Source organism: Paraburkholderia sp., from assembly GCF_026225065.1.
GTDB lineage: Bacteria > Pseudomonadota > Gammaproteobacteria > Burkholderiales > Burkholderiaceae > Paraburkholderia.
This window is the reverse complement of sequence record NZ_JAMFSB010000367.1, coordinates 1-17,091: the sequence shown is the minus strand read 5'-3', so window position 1 is coordinate 17,091 and position 17,091 is coordinate 1. Positions and strand designations below refer to the sequence as shown.

The following is a 17,091-nucleotide window of genomic DNA, read 5'->3' as shown; positions in this document are numbered from 1 at the left end:
CAAAATCGAAAGTGGACGTGGCCGCGCAGCCCGGTCGATTCCACCGGCATAGTGCATGAAGCGCGCCGCGTCACGCACTCAGGAGTCTTACCGAAAGTTTCAGGGCTTCGCGAGAAAGCGCGTACCGTGCGCGGTGCTCGAAGAGGGCAGAGTCGCGCCGGTGCTAGCGCTTCGGTACGCGGCACGGGCCGGCTGGCTGGGCGCGGCAAGCACCTCAAGAAATGCTTCGAAATCAAATCGCCGAAGCGGACCGCCTGGTTAGCTTCGCGCGCAGGTTCTCCAGGCTTTCAAAATCGAAATATGGTGCAAGACTCCGAAATCCGTGATTTAGCGGTTCTTGTGGCAACATTCGATCCAATCGACTTTGGCCGGATTGAAAGTATGGGGAACGACAAGGCGCATCAGGCGGATCGCACTGGTTTGATCGACAGAGGCTTGCCTGACGTGCAACCCGGCCCGCGCAGCGTAGCGTTCGTCATGTCGCCTGCCTTGGGCGACAGCCTGAACCTGCTTATCGTCGCGAACAATCTTGCTCTCGCCGGCTGGCGGGTGGACGTTTTTGGCGCCCACGCTCATGCGCTTGCCGCGTGGTTTCCGAATCTGAGCGTTGCCCCCGCGCTCGAGCCAGGCGCCGCGCGCAGCGTGCTCACCGGCTATCAACATGTCATCCAGATGCACCGCGACCGGCCGCTCGCGCAGGTGGGAGACTGGCATCCCGGCTTTATCGATTTGCACGACGTGGAGTACGCCGATAACCCGCATTGCATGGCGAAACGCTTTGCCGATTTCGCAGCAGCGCGATTCGAGCTTCAGAACGTAGTGATTTCGAATGGCATGCGGCCACCGGCCGATCTGGTGTTTCGCAAGCATGGCTCGCGCGTGGCGATTCATCCGGAGGCCAGTACGCCTGACAAACGTTGGTCGCCGGAGCGCTTCCTCGGCGTGTTTCGCCGTCTCCAGCTAACCGGGATGCAGGTGGAATTCATTCTCGCTGAGCGCGAGCGTTCGCGTTGGGAGCAACGTACTGACCCGCTGCCGCCGCTCCAGTCGTTTGCTTCCTCGGCTCATCTGGCGGAATGGCTCTACGAATCCGGCTGGTTTATCGGCAACGACTCTGGCGTCGGACATCTGGCGTCCGCGCTCGGCATTCCGACGTTGACTATTTTCCGACGGCGTGGCGTTGCGCAGCGTTGGCGTCCGGGCTTCACAGCCGGAGTTATTGTTTTGCCGTCCTGGTGGGTGCCGACGGCAAGACTAAAGGAGCGCTGGTGGCGCGAGAGCATCAGCGTTCGACGCGTGATCAAGGCCTTTAGCGGTCTGCGCTCTCGTGCGGCGAGATAGTTAGGCAAACATAAGAAGCTCAACGGGGATGTGTTGAAGATGAAGGCGACGCTTGAAAGGGCTACGTCGATTGCCGTAGCAATGCCGACGGCCATCGGCGATGCGTTGTTGATGATGGTGCTCGTCAACAACCTGATAAGGAACGGTTACCGCCTCACCGTCTTTAGCTGGGTGATAGCGGATCTGGCCGACTGGTTTCCCGGCGTCGACGTGCGTCACGAGCGGGAGGCGAGCGGAAAATTCGATCTGGTGATCCAGCTGCGCTCGACCCCAGTCGGCGCATCGCTTGCGGCTAATGGCGAAGTATGCGAAATCGTCCGCTGTGAAGCCTTTCAGGCGTTTGGCCATATGATCGACATGATCGTCGCTGCGGCGCGCGACAACTTTGGCCTCGCCGATGTCACTCGCCACAATGGCATTGCCGTGCCGAACTGGATTCGCTTTCGGGTCCACGAGCGGCGAGTGGCGATTCATCCCACCGGCAGTCACGTGGAAAAAATGTGGCCGCGCAACAAGTACCTCGCACTGGTGCGCAAGCTTGTGCAGCGCGATTTTCAGCCGACCTTTCTGGTTGCGCCTTGCGAACGGCACACCTGGCTGATGGACCACGAGGCTGCCCAACGGCTCCAGTCATTCGACAGTCTCGCGGATGTGGCGGCCTGGATTGCTGAATCCGGATGGTTTATCGGCAACGATTCCGGTCTCGGGCATCTGGCATCCGCCCTGGGGGTGCCGACTTTATCGCTGTTCATGCGACGCGGCATCGCACGGACCTGGCGCCCTAACTGGGGACAGGGGGCGATTGTGTTGCCCTACAACCTGTTCCCCGGCGGCGCACTCAAGGAGCGCTACTGGAAAACGGCGCTTACCGATGGCCGTGTGTTGCGTTCGTTCGATCGCCTACGCCTCGAAGTGGATCCACGCTGAAGGTTAGCGCGGCGTACGCTGAGGGGGATTGGTGCGCGTCTCTTGCGACGCGGCCCCGGCGGTCTCGCGTTTGGGCGCTTCAAGTTTCAGCAGTTGCTGCTCCAGGCGACCGATGCGGTTGCGCTGCTGCGGCGCGATCGAGGCCTGGCGCAGCGAATTGAGGCGGCTGCGCCAGTACGTAAGCGATGGGACCGTATTGGCGGCCGTGAGGTGTCCGAACACACATTCGAGGTGCCGAAGTTCTTGTTCCACGTCTCGGTGATTCATTGTTTTTTCGCTGTGGTTTCGGGATTGTTTTGACAACCGGATGCTCACCCGGCGGTGGCGTTTTCCTGTTCCTTGGCTAATCGAAGCGCTTCAGAGGGCGAGACGCCCATTTGCATCGATTCGATCAGCCGCGCGGTCGCGGCTTCGCGTCCGCAGGCCAGTGCCGCTATGACGATGTTCGCCTTCACAAACAGGGCGAGGAAGCGGTGCTGCTCCAGATCGCCATCAATGGTCACGGTGTCCCAGCCGCTGGCGTGCCCCAAGTATTCAAAGTTCTTGCCGTAGTGATAAGTCCAGAAGTACGGTACGCCCGTGTAAGGTTTGCGTGCGCCGTGCATGTTCCGCGCGGCGATAAATCCATGCTGCTGCGCGAGGCGCCAGTGTTCGATACGCACGGGTTCCTGATCCTCATATAACGGAAACGCCGCGATATCTCCGGCAGCGTAGAGACCAGGCGCTGCCTGCATGCCAGCGTTGACCAGCACACCGCCGTCCTTTTGCAACGGCAGTCCTTTGATGAAACCGGTTGCAGGCGAGACCCCTGTGGCAAGCAGGACCACGTCCGCAGCGATGCGCGTGCCGTTCTCGAGCACGACATCCCGCACGCGCCTATCACCGGTAAGCTCCGTCACCTTCTCGTTCAGTCGGAAGGTGACGCCATGGCTCTCGTGCAGGCGCAGAAACAGCGCGCCGAGGCCGGCGCCGAATTGACGCTCGAAGGGCACTTTTTCAGGCGACACGATGGTGACCTGAGTGCCACGCTCGCGCAGCGCTGACGCCACTTCAAGTGCGATAAAGCTGCTGCCGACGATGACGGCGTGCTGTGCCGATTTCAGCGTCTCGCACAACGCACTGGCGTCCTGCAGATTGCGCAGCAGGTGCACCGATTCTAGGTCGCAGCCCGGGATGGGGGGTGCCTTGGGCGTGCTTCCGGACGCCAGCAGCGCGGTGTCGTACGCCAGTTCGCGCCCGTCCTTGAGGCGAATCTGGCGCTTTGGAACATCGAGCTCGGCGATCGTCGCGGTGATCCGCTCGATTTGCTCGTTCTCCAGCCAGTGCTCGGGTAGCAGCGGCGGCACATCCTTGACGGCCATCTCCCCCGATGGCACGAATTTGCTCAGCGCGGTCCGGTCGTATGGCTCCTGAGATTCTTCTCCGATTAGCGTAATGCGCCCATTGAAGCCCCGCCTGCGTAGCTCGGAGCAGGCCGCCGCGCCTGCCGCGCCCGCGCCGATCACGACGAATTTCGGTGTGTCGGTGGGCGTTGTCGCGCGCGGTCTTTCCATCTTTTGCGGCGTAACCATCACTTCACCATCCCGCACTTCTGCCGGGTAACGGTCCAGCCCCATGAGTGCGGGCGGTTCGAGGACGTCTCCGCTGGTGGCGTCAAACGTTCCCTTGTGCCACGGGCAAACGATATGGCCGTTGCAAAGGGCGCCTTCTTCGAGTGGCCCGCCGGCATGGGGGCAGTCGGCACCGAAGGCTCGCACCGTGTCGCCGTCGCGTACAAGCAGGATCTTCTCGCCGTCAACCTCGACGCGTGTTGCGTGCTCTGTGGCTAGTTGCGTCAGGCTGATGACGCGCCGGGCATCTGTTGGCATGATGGCTTCCTCGAAGAACACGAATCAGGCAAGTTATGTGGGCTGCAGACGCACTGTTGCGACCCGTGCAATAGGTTGCGGCGGCGCGAGCGCCGCCGCTTCATGTAGCGCATCTCTGCGCCAGGTTACTGGCCGTTCTGCATCGTGCTGTTCGGCGCCATCTGGTTCGGGCTGGTGCTGTTGTTACCGGGGCTTGTAGCCGAGTTAGGCGATGCGCCCGAACCCGTACCCATGCCGCCGCCGGTTGCGGTCGTGCCGGGCGAACCATAGCCGCTGGTGTCGGCCGGGCTGTGCACGGTGCCCGCGCCGCTCGGCGCAACCGGCCCGCCTGCGCCAACCCCACCACCATTGCCGCTCGCTCCGCCTACACCGGCACTGCCTCCGGCTCCAGCACCTGCGCTACCCGCACCCGCACCAGAGCCGCCAGCGCTACCCGCCGCATACACACCACCAGACAGGGCCATGACGAGCGCCGAAGCAAGAATTTTCTTCGTTGTGCTGTTCATTTTCAGATCCTCCAGAAGGTAAGGTAGTCACGCAGACAGATAGCCATCTGCTCACTTTTATCGGCCGCAAGCAGCGTGCCTTACCTTGGGGCGGCATGCAGGCGCAGATTGCGACGACAGAAAGAGATGCTCAGGCGATTGATGCCTGCGCTGGGCGTGGATAACGCCTGTCTGGCGCTACGTGCTGGGGAATGGAAGATGTGCGAAACAACAATGCATGGATTGCCGGGGCAGTGTAAGAATCACTGCGCGATGCGGGCGGGGTGTTGCCAGTAGTTGGGACTGTGGTTGGACTGCGGACGCTCAATTGGGCGCGTAGCCCGCCAGTTTGACAAAACAAACGGTAAAACTGACGGGCTACGCGTTCCGCGGTGTCGCTATATGTGGGTTATATCTGCCCCATCACGACCAGAACGATCACGACGATGACGACAATGCCGATGGTGCCCGTCGGCGCATAACCCCATGAGCGGCTATGCGGCCATGCCGGAAAGGCGCCGATGAGCAGCAGGATCAGAACGATCAGAAGAATGGTTCCCAACATAACGCCTCCGGATAACTTGTGGTTGATCATGACAGGGGCGTGAGTCCCTGCGCTTGCAGGTACCTGCTGCAAGTGCCATGCCAGGGTCGAAGTATGCGGAAGCGAACCTGTTGTCAGCCGGCGGGATTGTCGTCGTCAAGTTGAACGGGCGTGCCTTCAGCAGGCGCGCCGATGATGCTGATCTGGAAGATGCGTGTGCCCGCGAGCGATTGCAGGCTCGAATCCTCGGGGATGTGCACGAGCAGCGGCAGGATCACCGAGCCGCCAATCACCGCGCGGCGGCTGTTGTCCGACGGTCGCAAGCCCCACACGTCCTGATAGACCACGGGCACCACTTGACCGTCGCGCGTGGCGTTGCCGAGATACAGCATGACGTGGCCGCCGATATAGATGAGTGTGCGCATCGGCACGCCGTGCTGGGCGAGGTAAGCGAGGCGTTGCGCCGGCGTGTCGGCGGACAGATCGGTCATGCTCCCGGCGCTCATCTGCGTCGACGAGTGACGCGGCAGCCATACACCGAATGCGGCGAAGATGCCTTGCGTTTCGGACGAGCAATCGTTGTAGAAGTCGGCATTGCCCCAACCATACGGCCGGCCGATCAGCGCCTTGATCAGCATCGCCAGATGTCGCGGCGTGGCCGTGAGGGGCGCGGTGCTCACCTGAGCATCGCTTAGTTGTGCGATGCGTGCCACGGCGTGACCGTTCGCGTCGCGGGCGGGGACCATCACGCTGCGCTGGGTTGCGCTATCGTCGGGTGCGACCGGTAGCAAGGTGCCGGCGGGTGCATCGAAACGGAAGGTGCCCTGGTTGTCGCGCACGGGCGCCGATGCCACGATGACGGCGGCGAGTCCGTTGCGTGCTGCGCTGCGCCAGATGTCGATAAACGCGTCGTTCACGAGGCCGACCTCGTCACTGCGCACCCAGCCTTGCACGTCGGGCGTCTGCACGTAGTACCAACCGCCGTCGAGACTGCTGCCCAGCACATAGAGCGGCGTGCCGGGATGGGCTGCCGAGACTTGCAGATTGTCGAACGGATAGCCTTCGCCAGCGAGGCGGTGATCGTAGAACGACGGGTCGATGGTCGGCAGTTCACGCACCAGCGCATTACCGGTTGCAATGGCGCGGCGCGCAGAGGAATAGCCAGGCGCACGTTCGAATTGGCCGACGTCCATGTTCTGCTCGATGGCGTCGATCCAGGCCTTTGTGTGAGGCCGGAAATTCTGGCCGTAGCCGAGTTCGTCGGCGGCCTTGCCGGTGTTGTCGAACTCCGCAATACGGCGGCGCTGCAGGGCGGCGATGTCCGCTCCACCATCGCGGTAGACGCGTGTGTCGACGTAAGCGCGATTCCACGGCGAAGCATCGCCTTCTGCTGTGCCGAAGTAGCGGGCGCGCAACGCTTCGAAATGAGTGCGCTGGTCCGCAGCACTCAGGAACGGCTGATCGTAGCTAGCGCTGGCTGGGTCGATCCAGTGATCGACGTTCTGGTCGTAGGCGTCCATCGGGAACACGCTGACCGGATCGACGCGCGCCTGTATAGCGGGCGTAGACGGCGGCGTGACGCACGCCGCGAGTGCGAGGCACAGCGCGACGGTGGGCAGGCACAGCCACGTGCGGGTGCGAGCCCGCCACGAAGGTGGCGGGGCAACGCGAGGCGATAGCGGAGATGCGGATTCGATGCGGGGCGCTGCGGCAGACGGCATGGTGCTCGACGGTGGGTGGCCAAGGTGCAGATGATACGACGGTCTGCCTGCCGTCCACCAGCGCGAACCGCGCAGCGCGCTAGTCAGCGAGCCGCGCGCTTAACCACTCAGCCAGTCACGCAGCGGACTACTCAGCCAACCCCGGCGAGCGGATTACTGCGCCTGAGACGAGGCGTGCGGCACCTCGGCGCCTGCGTGCTCGCCGTGCGGCGCACGGTTGGCCTCGACGATATCCTCGGCGAGGCTGGTACGCAGCGTTGCGATGGCCTGATCCGGATTCGCCGGCTTCAGTTGTTCGCGCGCGAGAGACTCATAAACGAAGTGCCGCAACATCGGGTCTTGTGTCCTGGTGAGCACATCGTGATAGACCCCGATGATTTCGCTTTCGTGTCCAGTCATTGCGTAAAGCCTGCGCAACTGTTCCAGGTCGTTGATAACGGCGAAGCCCGGACCGCGGGGCGGCGGCATGCCTTCGCCGTGAGGGGGCTGCCCGTGACCCATCAGACCGTCCATCGGAGGTGGCGGCGAGGCGTCTTGCTGCGCGGTTGCAGAGAGCGTGGCGGTGGTGAGCAGCGCGGCCAACGCCGTGCTCAGAAAGGCCTTTTTCATATTATCGATTCCATCGGATCAGCGTCGGCGCGACAGTGCGCCGACCATGTAGACACGATAGTGGAGATAGCCGTTTGCAGGGTTACGGAAGTCCGTCTGCACCTTACACAACCTTGCAGCCGGGCACTAACATTGCGCGGCGAAGTCGCGAAGAGCTCAGGAATTCGCTGCTTCGGCCGTTGCGGCAGAAACCACGCGGTTGCGGCCGGCAGCCTTCGCGGTGTAAAGCGCAGCATCGGCGCGCCGCATGAATGCTTCAAGCGAGGCGTCGCTCGCCTGGTCTGCCGTGCCGCAACCGATGCTCACGGTAACGGCCGGAATGCGTCGCTGGCCGGCGGGGTCGTGGCACACCTCGACTTCGCGCCGGATCGCCTCGGCAACGTTGAGTGCGCCGCGCTCGCCCGTATTGGGCAATACCGCCACGAACTCTTCTCCGCCGTAACGCGCGACGGAGTCGCCGGGGCGCTCCAGGTGCTGTGCGAGCGCTGCTGCAATGCGCTTTAACGCGTAGTCGCCCACTGCATGACCGTGCTGGTCGTTGTACTTCTTGAAGTGGTCCGCGTCGATGAACAGCACCGACAGCTCGCGTCCGGTCCGCTTCATGCGAAGCCATTCGGTCAGCAGCGTTTTGTCGAGTGCACGGCGGTTGTCGAGTCCGGTCAACGAATCCGTCTGCGCCAGATGCTCGAGTTGCGACTGCATCGCGGAGCGGTCGCGCAATGCGAATGCCAGCAGCCACACGACGACGATAAACGTGGTACTGACAAACAGCGCCGGCGCGCCGACGATTTCGGAGCGCCGCCGCCACTCGCCGAGTACGTCCTGTTCGGCTGGCGCGACGACCGCAATCAGCGAAGTGCCTGGGATGTGCGCGAACGTGTAGTCACGGGTCATCCCGTCGATTGGCGAAACCCCGGGATACGATCCGCTCTGGTTGTCGAGCATCAGGTGAAAGGTCGGCGAGCGAAGCGTGAAGAAGTGCGTTTCGCCTTTGATCTCGGGACTGCGTGCGACGATCGTCCCATCGGTCCGGATAATGGCGGTGATGCCGTTCGGGCTGGCTCCCAGTTTGTCGAGCAGTTGCTGAAAGTACTCGAGGTTGACGGCGATCACGGCCACGCCGCCAAACGAGCCGTCCGCGTTATCGACCCGGCGGCTAAGCGCGATCGAGCGTGCGCCGTTTCTCAGACGTGAGTGGTACGGCTTGGAGATGTACAGGCCGAGCCGCGGGTTCTGCGCCTGGAGGTAGAAGTAATCGCGATCTGCCATATTGGCGTTGGGCGGCGTAGTTCCTTCGAACTCGATCACATTGCCGTTCCGATCCAGCGCCGACACCGCGCTCACATACTCTGCCGTGATGGTCCGGTCGAACAGGACCTTGTGACGGATATCGGGGTCGAGCTTCATCACGAGCGGATCGCGCAAACCTCCAGCGACCGCCTGAAGCGAAATATCCGCAAGTTCGAGATGACGCTGGACGTCATTGCTCAATATGGATACCACGTTGCGCGAAGTCTCGCGCGCATGGTCGATTGCGTCCTCGCGTCCGTCGTACAGCGTGACCAGTGTGAGGCAACAGGCGCCCAGCGCCAGCAGCGTGCCGAGGGCACCGATAGTCAACGGGTGGCGTCCCGCGAGCACGGCACCCTGGCTGATGCGCGCCTCCAGATAAGCTTGCAGACGTCGGAGTCCGCGCATGGGCGGGGGTGCGGCTCTGTCGCTGGTTTGCATAAGATCTGATTGGCCGGCTCACGGCGAGCGCTTTTATTTTTACTGCTCGACGAGGGGGCTGAGACGCTGGTTAGCGAGAGCGTCGCGAGTATATCGGCCGAAGCTTACAGAATTTTCCGGCAGGCAGGTTTGATGAATCGTGAGGCCTTGGCCTGTCTCGAGAAGCCTCCGACGGTGCGCAATCTGTCGTGATCGGCGATCGCGCACCGCGGGTGGGGTCAAGCGTTAAAACGTCTCCCAGTTGTTCGAACCCGCCTCTGACAATGCAACGGCAGGTTGAGCGGCCGCGGCGAGCGGTTCGCGTTTGACTGCGGGACGCACGACGGGAACGCGCTTTTTGGCGGGAGCGGCCACATCACGCTGCGCACGCGGCGCGACGCCTGAATGGCTCTCGGTCACCCTGAACACGGAGACGGCCCGCTTTTGCTGCGCGGCCTGCTGTTCCAGCGACTGGGCGGCAGCCGATGCCTCTTCGACCAGTGCCGCGTTCTGTTGCGTCACTTCGTCCATCTGGCTCACGGCCTGGTTCACCTGTTCGATACCACGGCTTTGCTCATCGGACGCGGCAGAGATTTCGGCGTTGATATCGGCGACCCGCTTGATGGCTTGCTGCACCTCAGTCATCGTGCGGCCCACTTCTTGGGCCTGGGTCGAGCCGCTGTGAATCGTTGCGACCGAACTCTGGATCAGGTCCTTGATCTCCTTCGCAGCACTTGACGAACGCTGCGCGAGACTGCGCACTTCGCCCGCCACGACTGCGAAGCCGCGCCCTTGTTCACCGGCACGCGCTGCTTCCACGGCGGCGTTCAGCGCAAGAATATTGGTCTGGAACGCGATGCCTTCGATCAACGTGGTGATCTCGGCAATCTTCGACGAGCTCGCGGTGATATCGCCCATTGTCACCAGCATGCGCTCGACAACGGTGTTGCCCTTGTCCGCGATCTCCGATGCATTGCCGGCCAGCGTGGTGGCCTGGCGTGCGTTTTCGGAGTTCTGTTTGACGGTGGCAGTGAGCTGCTCCATGCTGGCAGCGGTTTCTTCCAGCGACGCGGCTTGCTCTTCGGTACGCGAAGACAGGTCCATATTGCCGGCGGCAATTTCGCTCGAAGCCACCATGATCGATTCGCTCGAACTCTTGATGCCGCGCACGATGCCGGCAAGCTGCGTGTCCATCTGCTTGAGTGCGCCGAGCAGGTGACCGAATTCGTCCTTCGAGTGAACGGTGAGCTCGTTTTCGAGTTGTCCTTCGGCGATGCGCTGCGCGACATTCAGTGCCGCTCGGAGCGGAATCATGATCGTCTTCAGCAGATACATGGATGCCGCGATGGCGACGATCAGACCGAGCACGATTGCGCCGATGGAGACCCACAGCAGCATGTGGAACGTGTCCACGCCCTGATCCGCGGTCTGCTTGACCTGGGTCGCGTTGATATCGATGTCCTGATCGATGGTATCGGACAGCGCGTTGCCCACGTCGCGCATTTTGTCGAGGGACGTATTGCTGGCGTCGAACGTACCGCCGTCGACAGCGGCGAGGACGGTGTCGACCTGCGCTTTGAAGTCGGCGGATTGTGCGGCGATCTGATCGGCGATCTTGCGTTCGTCATCAGCGGAGACCTTGCTCGGGTAGTAGTCGGTCCACGAGGCGTTGAGTTTTTTCTGCAATTCGCGAACCTGCGCGACTGCCTGTTTTTGTTCGTTCTGGTCGTGCATGCCCATCAGACGGCTCAGCATCAGGCGAATTTTCAGCGCATCGGCTTGCGTGGCAGCGAGGTCTTCGATCGGCACGGTGCTGCCCGTGTACATGGAGTTCATGTCGGAGCTCATGGTCGAGAGCCCACGAACGCCCATCAAACCGATAGCGATCATCAGGACAATGCACGCGCCGAGCGCGAGAATGATCTTGAACCTGATGGTGTTGGTCAACTTGTTCATGCGGGGATACCTGTGACGATGGTGTAATCAATCTTTACGGAGGGAATGCGTGCGCGTGTTTGTCTGGCCGGAATCCCCATCGCGCGCCGCTGGGTCGTACCCGTGTAAACGACCTGCAGGATGAGTTCTTGAGGTATGGCGCCGCAGAATTACACATCGCCTCGAAGATGACGCGACGCTAATTTCATTCTGTTTACGATCGCCTGAAAAATCGCCGACAATGCGCACAAGTGTGGTGAATGTGCGCTGGCCGAGTCAGCGTAGTAAGGGCCAGTAAGAATCGTGCAACGCGGACCGATCACGCACGGTTCTGTCCCTTAGCTGGCGCAATAACGGCAGAAGGCGCATGATTACAGCGTGTGCTCGCATGACATGTAACTATCTGCTCTGGAGGAAATAGCATGGAACGATTTGACGCCACCAATCCGTTTGGCGAATTCACCAAAATGCTGGAGCAGTTCAAACTACCTGGCTTCGACGTGCCCGCCATTATGGAAGCGCGACGCAAGGACGTCGAGGCGCTGGTCACGGCGAATCAGGCTGCGCTGCAGGGTATGCAGTCGCTCGCGCAAAAGCAGGCCGACATGCTCCGTTCAACTCTGGGCGAGTTGCAGACCCTGGCGGGTCAGTTCTCCGCTACCGGAGGCGCACCCACGCAAACGGCCGAACTGGTCCAGCAAAGCTTGCATAAGGCCCTTGCCGATATGCAACAGCTCGCGCAGGCCGCGTATCAATCGCAGGCCGAGTCGTATGCGGTGATCGCAAAGCGCGTAGAAGAGAACGTGCAGGAACTCAAGACGCTTTTGCAACCGAAGCAGTAACAGACTGGCGGCTTGCCCTCGCCTCGCGAGCAGGCAGATGCGGTCGAACAGATGCCGGTGCTGACTGGAAGTACGCAGTCATCGCCGGCATTTTCATTTGTAGGCCGGAACGCGGGAGATTACGGTTAGCTTTCCGTTGCAGGTCCACCTGAATTCACATGACACCGATGCCGGGCTCCCCAAAGAAAAATAAAGTTCGCAGAACGAAAAGTATGAGGAAAACCTGCTCCGGCGGCATTTATGTAGCGTCTATTTAATAAAACGAGATCAAGCGTCGGCGCACCATAACTTTTTTGCTGCAACTCTTGCCCGTGTGGATGCTGTTCGCTTAAAACGCGGACACTATCGAAAATCGACGCGTATGCACCGCTGGTGTTAGCACCGATTCCATAAATCAAACGCCCCTCGTAGCCACGCCGGTTTGGATTCCCCGCCAAACGATTGCGAGAGCGATTTTCCTTCACTAAAGTTTCGCTCCGCCACTCCGTAGACGCATTCACGCAACCTCTCCAGGCGTGATTGCAGCACCAGTGCCCGCCGGTCGAGAAGTGCGCCCCTAATTCGTCGTTCGCGGTCGCGATGGGGATCACGAGCGCTTTCACCTCGAAGGAATTCACTTGAAAACGATGCTTCATACAGGCATTGCTTGCGCAATGCTCGGGGCAATCTGTGCGCTTTCTTCGCCTGCACAAGCCACGTTGGGTCAGAAAGTCAGCAGCATCAGTAGCGACCAGGCGGTGATGCATGCCATATCGCATAGCAGTACTTCGCAATCCGCGTATACGGTTCATCTGATTACGCTGCCCTCCGGCACGGTGGTGCGCGAGTACGTCGCACCCAATGGCACGGTGTTCGGCGTTGCATGGGAAGGGCCGACTCTGCCGGATCTGAAGACCACGCTGGGCATGGCGTTCGACCAATACGTCGCAGCCACCGCGACGCGCCGTGCGACGCCGCTGGCCGTGTCGAACAGCGATCTCGTGGTGTTCTCGGGCGGTCATCTGCGTGCCTTCGCGGGACATGCGTACCTGCCGCAAGCGGTGCCCGCGGGCGTCGATGTCAATGTCATTCAATAACGGAGCGACCATGCGCCCTTCTGACTCGTTCCTTAAGTTGCTCGTCGTTGCAGTCTTCGCCTTGTTGCTCGCCGCGTGCGGTGGTGGAGGCGGCGGTGCGAGCACTAGCGCGTCGAGTGCGTCCACCTCGACGCAGACCGCCACCACGACGACGCCCGCCGCTCAGGTGCTGGCTGCCAACGTCGCGGCAGTGACCGTCGACTCCGGCGTGACGGGCGTGCCGAACATGCCCTTCGTCAGCGTGACGGTTTGTGCGCCCGGTTCGACACGGTGTCAAACCATCAATCACGTGCTGGTCGACACTGGCTCATGGGGTCTGCGGCTGTTCGCGTCGCAATTGCCGGCCTCGGTGGCGTTGCCGCAGGAGCAGGATGCTCTCGCCAATCCGGTGGCCGAATGCATGCAGTTCTTCGATGGCTATACGTGGGGTTCTGTGCGGATCGCCGATGTGCAGATTGGCGGTGAGAAGGCGGCTTCACTGCCGATCCAGGTGATCGATCCGAACTACAGCGCCGTGCCGTCGGACTGCAGCAGCGTCGGCGCGTCGCGCAACACGCCTACCGCGCTCGCCGCCAATGGCGTGCTCGGCATTGGCGTGTTCAAGCACGATTGCGGCTATAACTGCGTGCAGCAGGCTGTGCCCGCAACCTATTACGGTTGCCAGGGGACTACATGCACGTCGCTCGCCCTCGCGGAAGCGCTGCAGGTGGCCAATCCGATTCCTTATTTCAGCACCGACAATAACGGCGCTGTCCTCATGTTGCCCACCGCCGCCTCGAGCGGTGCGGCGTCGCTGGCCGGACAACTGGTGTTCGGGATCGGCACCGAGACCAACAACGGATTGGGCAGTGCGCAGGTGATCGGCGTCAATCCGAACAACGGCACCTTCTCGACCGTGCAAAACGGCACGACCTACACGAATAGCATCATGGATAGCGGTTCGACCGGCCTGTTCTTCCAAACCACTGGATTGCCGGTCTGCGCCAGCCCGAATAACGCGTACTACTGCCCAGCCTCGACTGAGCAGTTGAGCGCAGTGATCGAAGGCGTGAACGGCATCAACAGTGCGGTGTCGTTCGATGTAGGCAACGCCACGGCGCTAACGCAGGTTTCCAGCGGGGATGCGGTGATGCCGCTGCTGGCGGGGCCGGCGTTCGTGACCTCGGCTATTTTCGACTGGGGCCTGCCGTTCTTCTACGGCCGCAGCGTCTATGCAGCGGTCGAGCAGCAATCGACGCCGGGCGGCACCGGGCCGTATATCGCGTACTAGGCACACCAGGCCCGCCACATCTGCCGATACGCCGCCTCGACGGTGCGCGCGAAACGCGCGCCGTCCATCAGCGGCGATTGCTCCATGCGCGGCCGCAGGGTTTGCCGCAATGCGGCCAGACGCGGCCGGTCGGCGGCCAGTTCGACGGCGATGCGTACAAACGCATCGTCTGAGTACGCTGCCAGCTCGGTCAGTCCCAGATTCGCAAGTTGACTCAGCCCGCCACGTCCCACGGCAGTCTCACCGACTCGTGTCACAACCGGCACGCCCATCCACAGCGAGTCGAGGCTCGTGGTATGACCGTTGTACGGAAACGTGTCGAGGCCGAGGTCGATCTGGTGATACGTGCGCAGATAATCGGCGCGCGGCTGAAATGGCACGAAGCCGACGCGCTGCGTGTCGATGCCTTGCTGTTCCATGCGCTGTGCAAGATTGCGGTGCGCGTTGCCGGCTGGCGCCATCAGGAGCAGACGCGCGTCGGGCACTTCGCGCAGCACCGTGCTCCACATGGCAAGCGTGCGATCGGTCAGTTTGCATGGATTGTTAAGGCATCCGAAGTTAATGTGGTTCGTCGTGGCCGCGGGCAACGCGTTCACGGCCGGCTCGTTCGTCAGCGGGTCGTAACACCAGAAGGAGTCCGCGAGGCGCAGTGAGCGCTCGGTATAGTGGCTGTCGTTCGCGGCTGAGCCGTTTGAGTCGAGCGGGTCGAGATGAGGGTCGGTCAGGCGGTAGTCGATCGCCTCGATGCCAGTCGTGCCGGGATAGGCGAGCCACGCCACCTGCACTGGCGCCGGTTTGCGGGCAAACAGCAAAGGCCGGCCGTCGGCCATATGCATGGCCAGATCGACGAGGATGTCGATGCCATCCACGCGGATCTGTTGTGAGAGGCCTTCATCGTCCAGTTCACGCACATCGCGCCACACGTCGGCATAGCCGGCGAGACGTCGCGTCAGATCGTCAGGCCGCTCGACGCTCGCATAGCAGTAGATCTCGAACTGTTCATGATCGTGGTGCGAGAAAAACGGCACGGTGAAGAGCGATTGGCAGTGGTCGCGGAAATCCGCCGCCACGTAGCCGATTTTCAGACGGCGGCCGGCCGTGCGGTCGTTCGTATGCGGCGCGCGCGCGACACGCAGCGGCGCTTCATGTTGCGCGGACCAGCGGCGGCATTCTTCGAGCACTGCTTCGCCATGCTCGGCCTGGAACGTCAGCGCATACGCGAGATTGCTATGCGCGACGACGTTGCCCGGATCGCATTCCACCGCACGCCGGTAGTGGACGATGCCTTCGTCGAGCGCGCCGCAGTCTTTCAGCACATTGCCAAGGTTGTTGTGCGAAGCCGAGTGATCCGGATCAAAGCCGAGTGCGGCTGTGAAGAGCGCCTCCGCATCGGCGGTGCGGCGCAGCGTGCGCATCAGATTGCCGGCATTGTTATACGCGGCGACAAACCCCGGACGCGCGCGGATTGCCGCGTCGAACGCGTCAGCGGCGGCTTTGTATTCGCCCAGTTCCTTGCTGACGTTGCCCAGATTGTTGTAGGCGTCCGCGTGGTGCGGGTCGAGCGCGATTGCGTTGCGGTACTGCGTCTGCGCATCGCGGCGCTGGCCGAGCGCATGCAGCGCGTTGCCAAGGTTATAGGCCGCTTTGGGAAAGCGCGGCTCGACTTCGAGCGTGCGCATGAGCAGTGCCGCCGCCTCGTCGAACTGGCGACGCTCGCACAAAGCTACGCCGAGATTGAGCAGGCACGACGGCGAATCGGGCGCGACGCGCAGCGCCTCGGTGAGCAGTTGGATTGCTGCGTCGATCTGGCCGTTCGCTTGCAGCAGGGTCCCGAGGTTGGTCAAGGCATTCGCGTGATCGCGCTGAACTGCAAGGGCGCGGCGATAGGCGTCTTGTGCGCGTTCAGGCGCGCCAAGTTGACGATGGCAGTTGCCCAGATTGTTCAACGCATCGACCTGCGCGGGGTCGAGCAAGGCTGCGGACTCGTAGGCCGCAGCGGCGGCGCGCAGGTCGCCGCCCGACTGCAGCGCGTTGGCGAGCGCGAACCAGAGATCGGCGGAGGTGGCATCGAAGGCGAGGAGGGCGCGGTAGGTGTCGATGGCGTCGTCGAAGCGTCCCATCGTCGAGAGCACCTGGCCACGCGCGAAATGATAGCGGGACTCCTGCGGCGCCAGCGCAATCGCGCGGTCGAGCCAGGCGAGGGCGTCATCGTAGGCGGCGCATTGCAGGCCGAGCACGCCCAGGCGAAACATCACGTCGGCATTGGCCGGCTCGTCGGCGAGGACGGTTTCGTAGAGCGTGCGTGCGCCGCTGAGATCGCCCGCGAGGTGACGCTCTTTGGCCAACGCGAGACACTGGTCGGTCCGCATCGATGTCCTGCCTTGTTCTGAGGGGCGGTTTGGGCGGAGTCAGCCGAGGCCGACAGCCTGTGCCACTCCGCCAGAACGGGCAGGATAGCGAGCGTTTCACTACCAAGGTTTACTATTGGTAACAATATATTACGGAGCGGTTGCGGGATTTGGCGTGGGCGCGTCTTGCGGCGCTTGCTGCGATTGCTCCGGTTGCGGCGCCGATGCCGTCGCCAGCGCTGGCGCAGGCTCCAGCGTTTGGCCTGCTTGGACCTCTGGCGCCGGTATGGTCGCTTCCGCCGGGTGGGCGGCTTGTGCGGGCTCCGCCGCTTGAGCCGCTTGCGCCGCCTGCGCGGGTTCCACTGCTGCCGCCGATTGCGCCGCAATTACCCGGTGCACCAGCCGCAGCTTCTCG

Annotated in this window: 15 protein-coding genes and 1 pseudogene; 5 read left to right on the top strand and 11 right to left on the bottom strand. The window is 62.2% G+C overall.

What is annotated here, in order from left to right; translation table 11 throughout:
- The first annotated feature begins 381 nt into the window (after nucleotides 1-381).
- Together M0954_RS25600 and M0954_RS25595 are read left to right on the top strand one after the other, a co-directional pair.
- Nucleotides 382-1,341, top strand: a complete 960-nt coding sequence (locus M0954_RS25600) for a glycosyltransferase family 9 protein (RefSeq protein WP_297356221.1) — start codon at nucleotides 382-384, stop codon at nucleotides 1,339-1,341.
- A gap of 39 nt (nucleotides 1,342-1,380) precedes the next feature.
- Nucleotides 1,381-2,268 carry a glycosyltransferase family 9 protein gene (locus M0954_RS25595; RefSeq protein ID WP_122156737.1) on the top strand — a complete coding sequence of 296 codons (888 nt, stop codon included), beginning with the start codon at nucleotides 1,381-1,383 and terminating at the stop codon, nucleotides 2,266-2,268.
- A gap of 3 nt (nucleotides 2,269-2,271) precedes the next feature.
- Here M0954_RS25595 and M0954_RS25590 read toward each other — a convergent pair whose 3' ends face one another.
- From M0954_RS25590 to M0954_RS25555, 8 genes are all read right to left on the bottom strand, one after another.
- The gene (locus M0954_RS25590) at nucleotides 2,272-2,520 is read right to left on the bottom strand and encodes a hypothetical protein (RefSeq protein WP_297356219.1); all 249 of its coding nucleotides are present in this window, start codon (nucleotides 2,518-2,520) and stop codon (nucleotides 2,272-2,274) included.
- Between the two features lie 59 nt (nucleotides 2,521-2,579).
- Nucleotides 2,580-4,136 carry an apoptosis inducing factor family protein gene (locus M0954_RS25585; protein WP_297356256.1) on the bottom strand — a complete coding sequence of 519 codons (1,557 nt, stop codon included), beginning with the start codon at nucleotides 4,134-4,136 and terminating at the stop codon, nucleotides 2,580-2,582.
- A 125-nt stretch (nucleotides 4,137-4,261) separates the two neighbouring features.
- Complete coding sequence (locus M0954_RS25580) at nucleotides 4,262-4,642, bottom strand: hypothetical protein (RefSeq protein ID WP_122156734.1); 381 nt, start codon at nucleotides 4,640-4,642, stop codon at nucleotides 4,262-4,264.
- A gap of 388 nt (nucleotides 4,643-5,030) precedes the next feature.
- Nucleotides 5,031-5,186, bottom strand: a complete 156-nt coding sequence (locus M0954_RS25575; RefSeq protein ID WP_074267705.1) for a DUF3309 family protein — start codon at nucleotides 5,184-5,186, stop codon at nucleotides 5,031-5,033.
- Between the two features lie 113 nt (nucleotides 5,187-5,299).
- Nucleotides 5,300-6,886: an SH3 domain-containing C40 family peptidase gene (locus M0954_RS25570; RefSeq protein WP_297356217.1), complete on the bottom strand. Its 1,587-nt coding sequence runs from the start codon at nucleotides 6,884-6,886 to the stop codon at nucleotides 5,300-5,302.
- Nucleotides 6,887-7,039: 153 nt separating this feature from the next.
- Nucleotides 7,040-7,495 (bottom strand): hypothetical protein, encoded by a 456-nt coding sequence (locus M0954_RS25565; RefSeq protein WP_133894135.1) that lies wholly within the window; start codon nucleotides 7,493-7,495, stop codon nucleotides 7,040-7,042.
- 156 nt (nucleotides 7,496-7,651) lie between these two features.
- Entirely contained in the window at nucleotides 7,652-9,193 is a 1,542-nt protein-coding gene (locus tag M0954_RS25560; protein WP_122156731.1) for a sensor domain-containing diguanylate cyclase, read from the bottom strand.
- Nucleotides 9,194-9,451: 258 nt separating this feature from the next.
- A complete protein-coding gene (locus tag M0954_RS25555) occupies nucleotides 9,452-11,161 on the bottom strand; it encodes a methyl-accepting chemotaxis protein (RefSeq protein WP_297356215.1) in 1,710 nt (569 codons plus the stop codon).
- 401 nt (nucleotides 11,162-11,562) lie between these two features.
- On the opposite strand from M0954_RS25555, the gene phaP reads away from it, so the two are divergent.
- Complete coding sequence (gene phaP, locus M0954_RS25550) at nucleotides 11,563-11,982, top strand: phasin family protein (protein WP_297356213.1); 420 nt, start codon at nucleotides 11,563-11,565, stop codon at nucleotides 11,980-11,982.
- A 125-nt stretch (nucleotides 11,983-12,107) separates the two neighbouring features.
- Here phaP and M0954_RS25545 read toward each other — a convergent pair whose 3' ends face one another.
- A complete protein-coding gene (locus M0954_RS25545) occupies nucleotides 12,108-12,617 on the bottom strand; it encodes a hypothetical protein (protein ID WP_148079469.1) in 510 nt (169 codons plus the stop codon).
- On the opposite strand from M0954_RS25545, the gene M0954_RS25540 reads away from it, so the two are divergent.
- On the top strand, nucleotides 12,609-13,058 hold the full coding sequence (locus tag M0954_RS25540) for a DUF2844 domain-containing protein (RefSeq protein ID WP_297356254.1): 450 nt from the start codon (nucleotides 12,609-12,611) through the stop codon (nucleotides 13,056-13,058). The genes M0954_RS25545 and M0954_RS25540 overlap by 9 nt on opposite strands.
- A gap of 10 nt (nucleotides 13,059-13,068) precedes the next feature.
- Nucleotides 13,069-14,328: a DUF3443 domain-containing protein gene (locus M0954_RS25535; RefSeq protein ID WP_297356211.1), complete on the top strand. Its 1,260-nt coding sequence runs from the start codon at nucleotides 13,069-13,071 to the stop codon at nucleotides 14,326-14,328.
- Here the strand turns inward: M0954_RS25535 and M0954_RS25530 are convergent.
- Together M0954_RS25530 and M0954_RS25525 are read right to left on the bottom strand one after the other, a co-directional pair.
- Entirely contained in the window at nucleotides 14,325-16,697 is a 2,373-nt protein-coding gene (locus M0954_RS25530) for a tetratricopeptide repeat protein (protein ID WP_297356209.1), read from the bottom strand. The two genes, M0954_RS25535 and M0954_RS25530, sit on opposite strands and share 4 nt — an antisense overlap.
- Nucleotides 16,698-16,826: 129 nt before the next feature.
- Nucleotides 16,827-17,091 (bottom strand): annotated as a pseudogene (locus tag M0954_RS25525) (hypothetical protein); the annotation flags it as partial.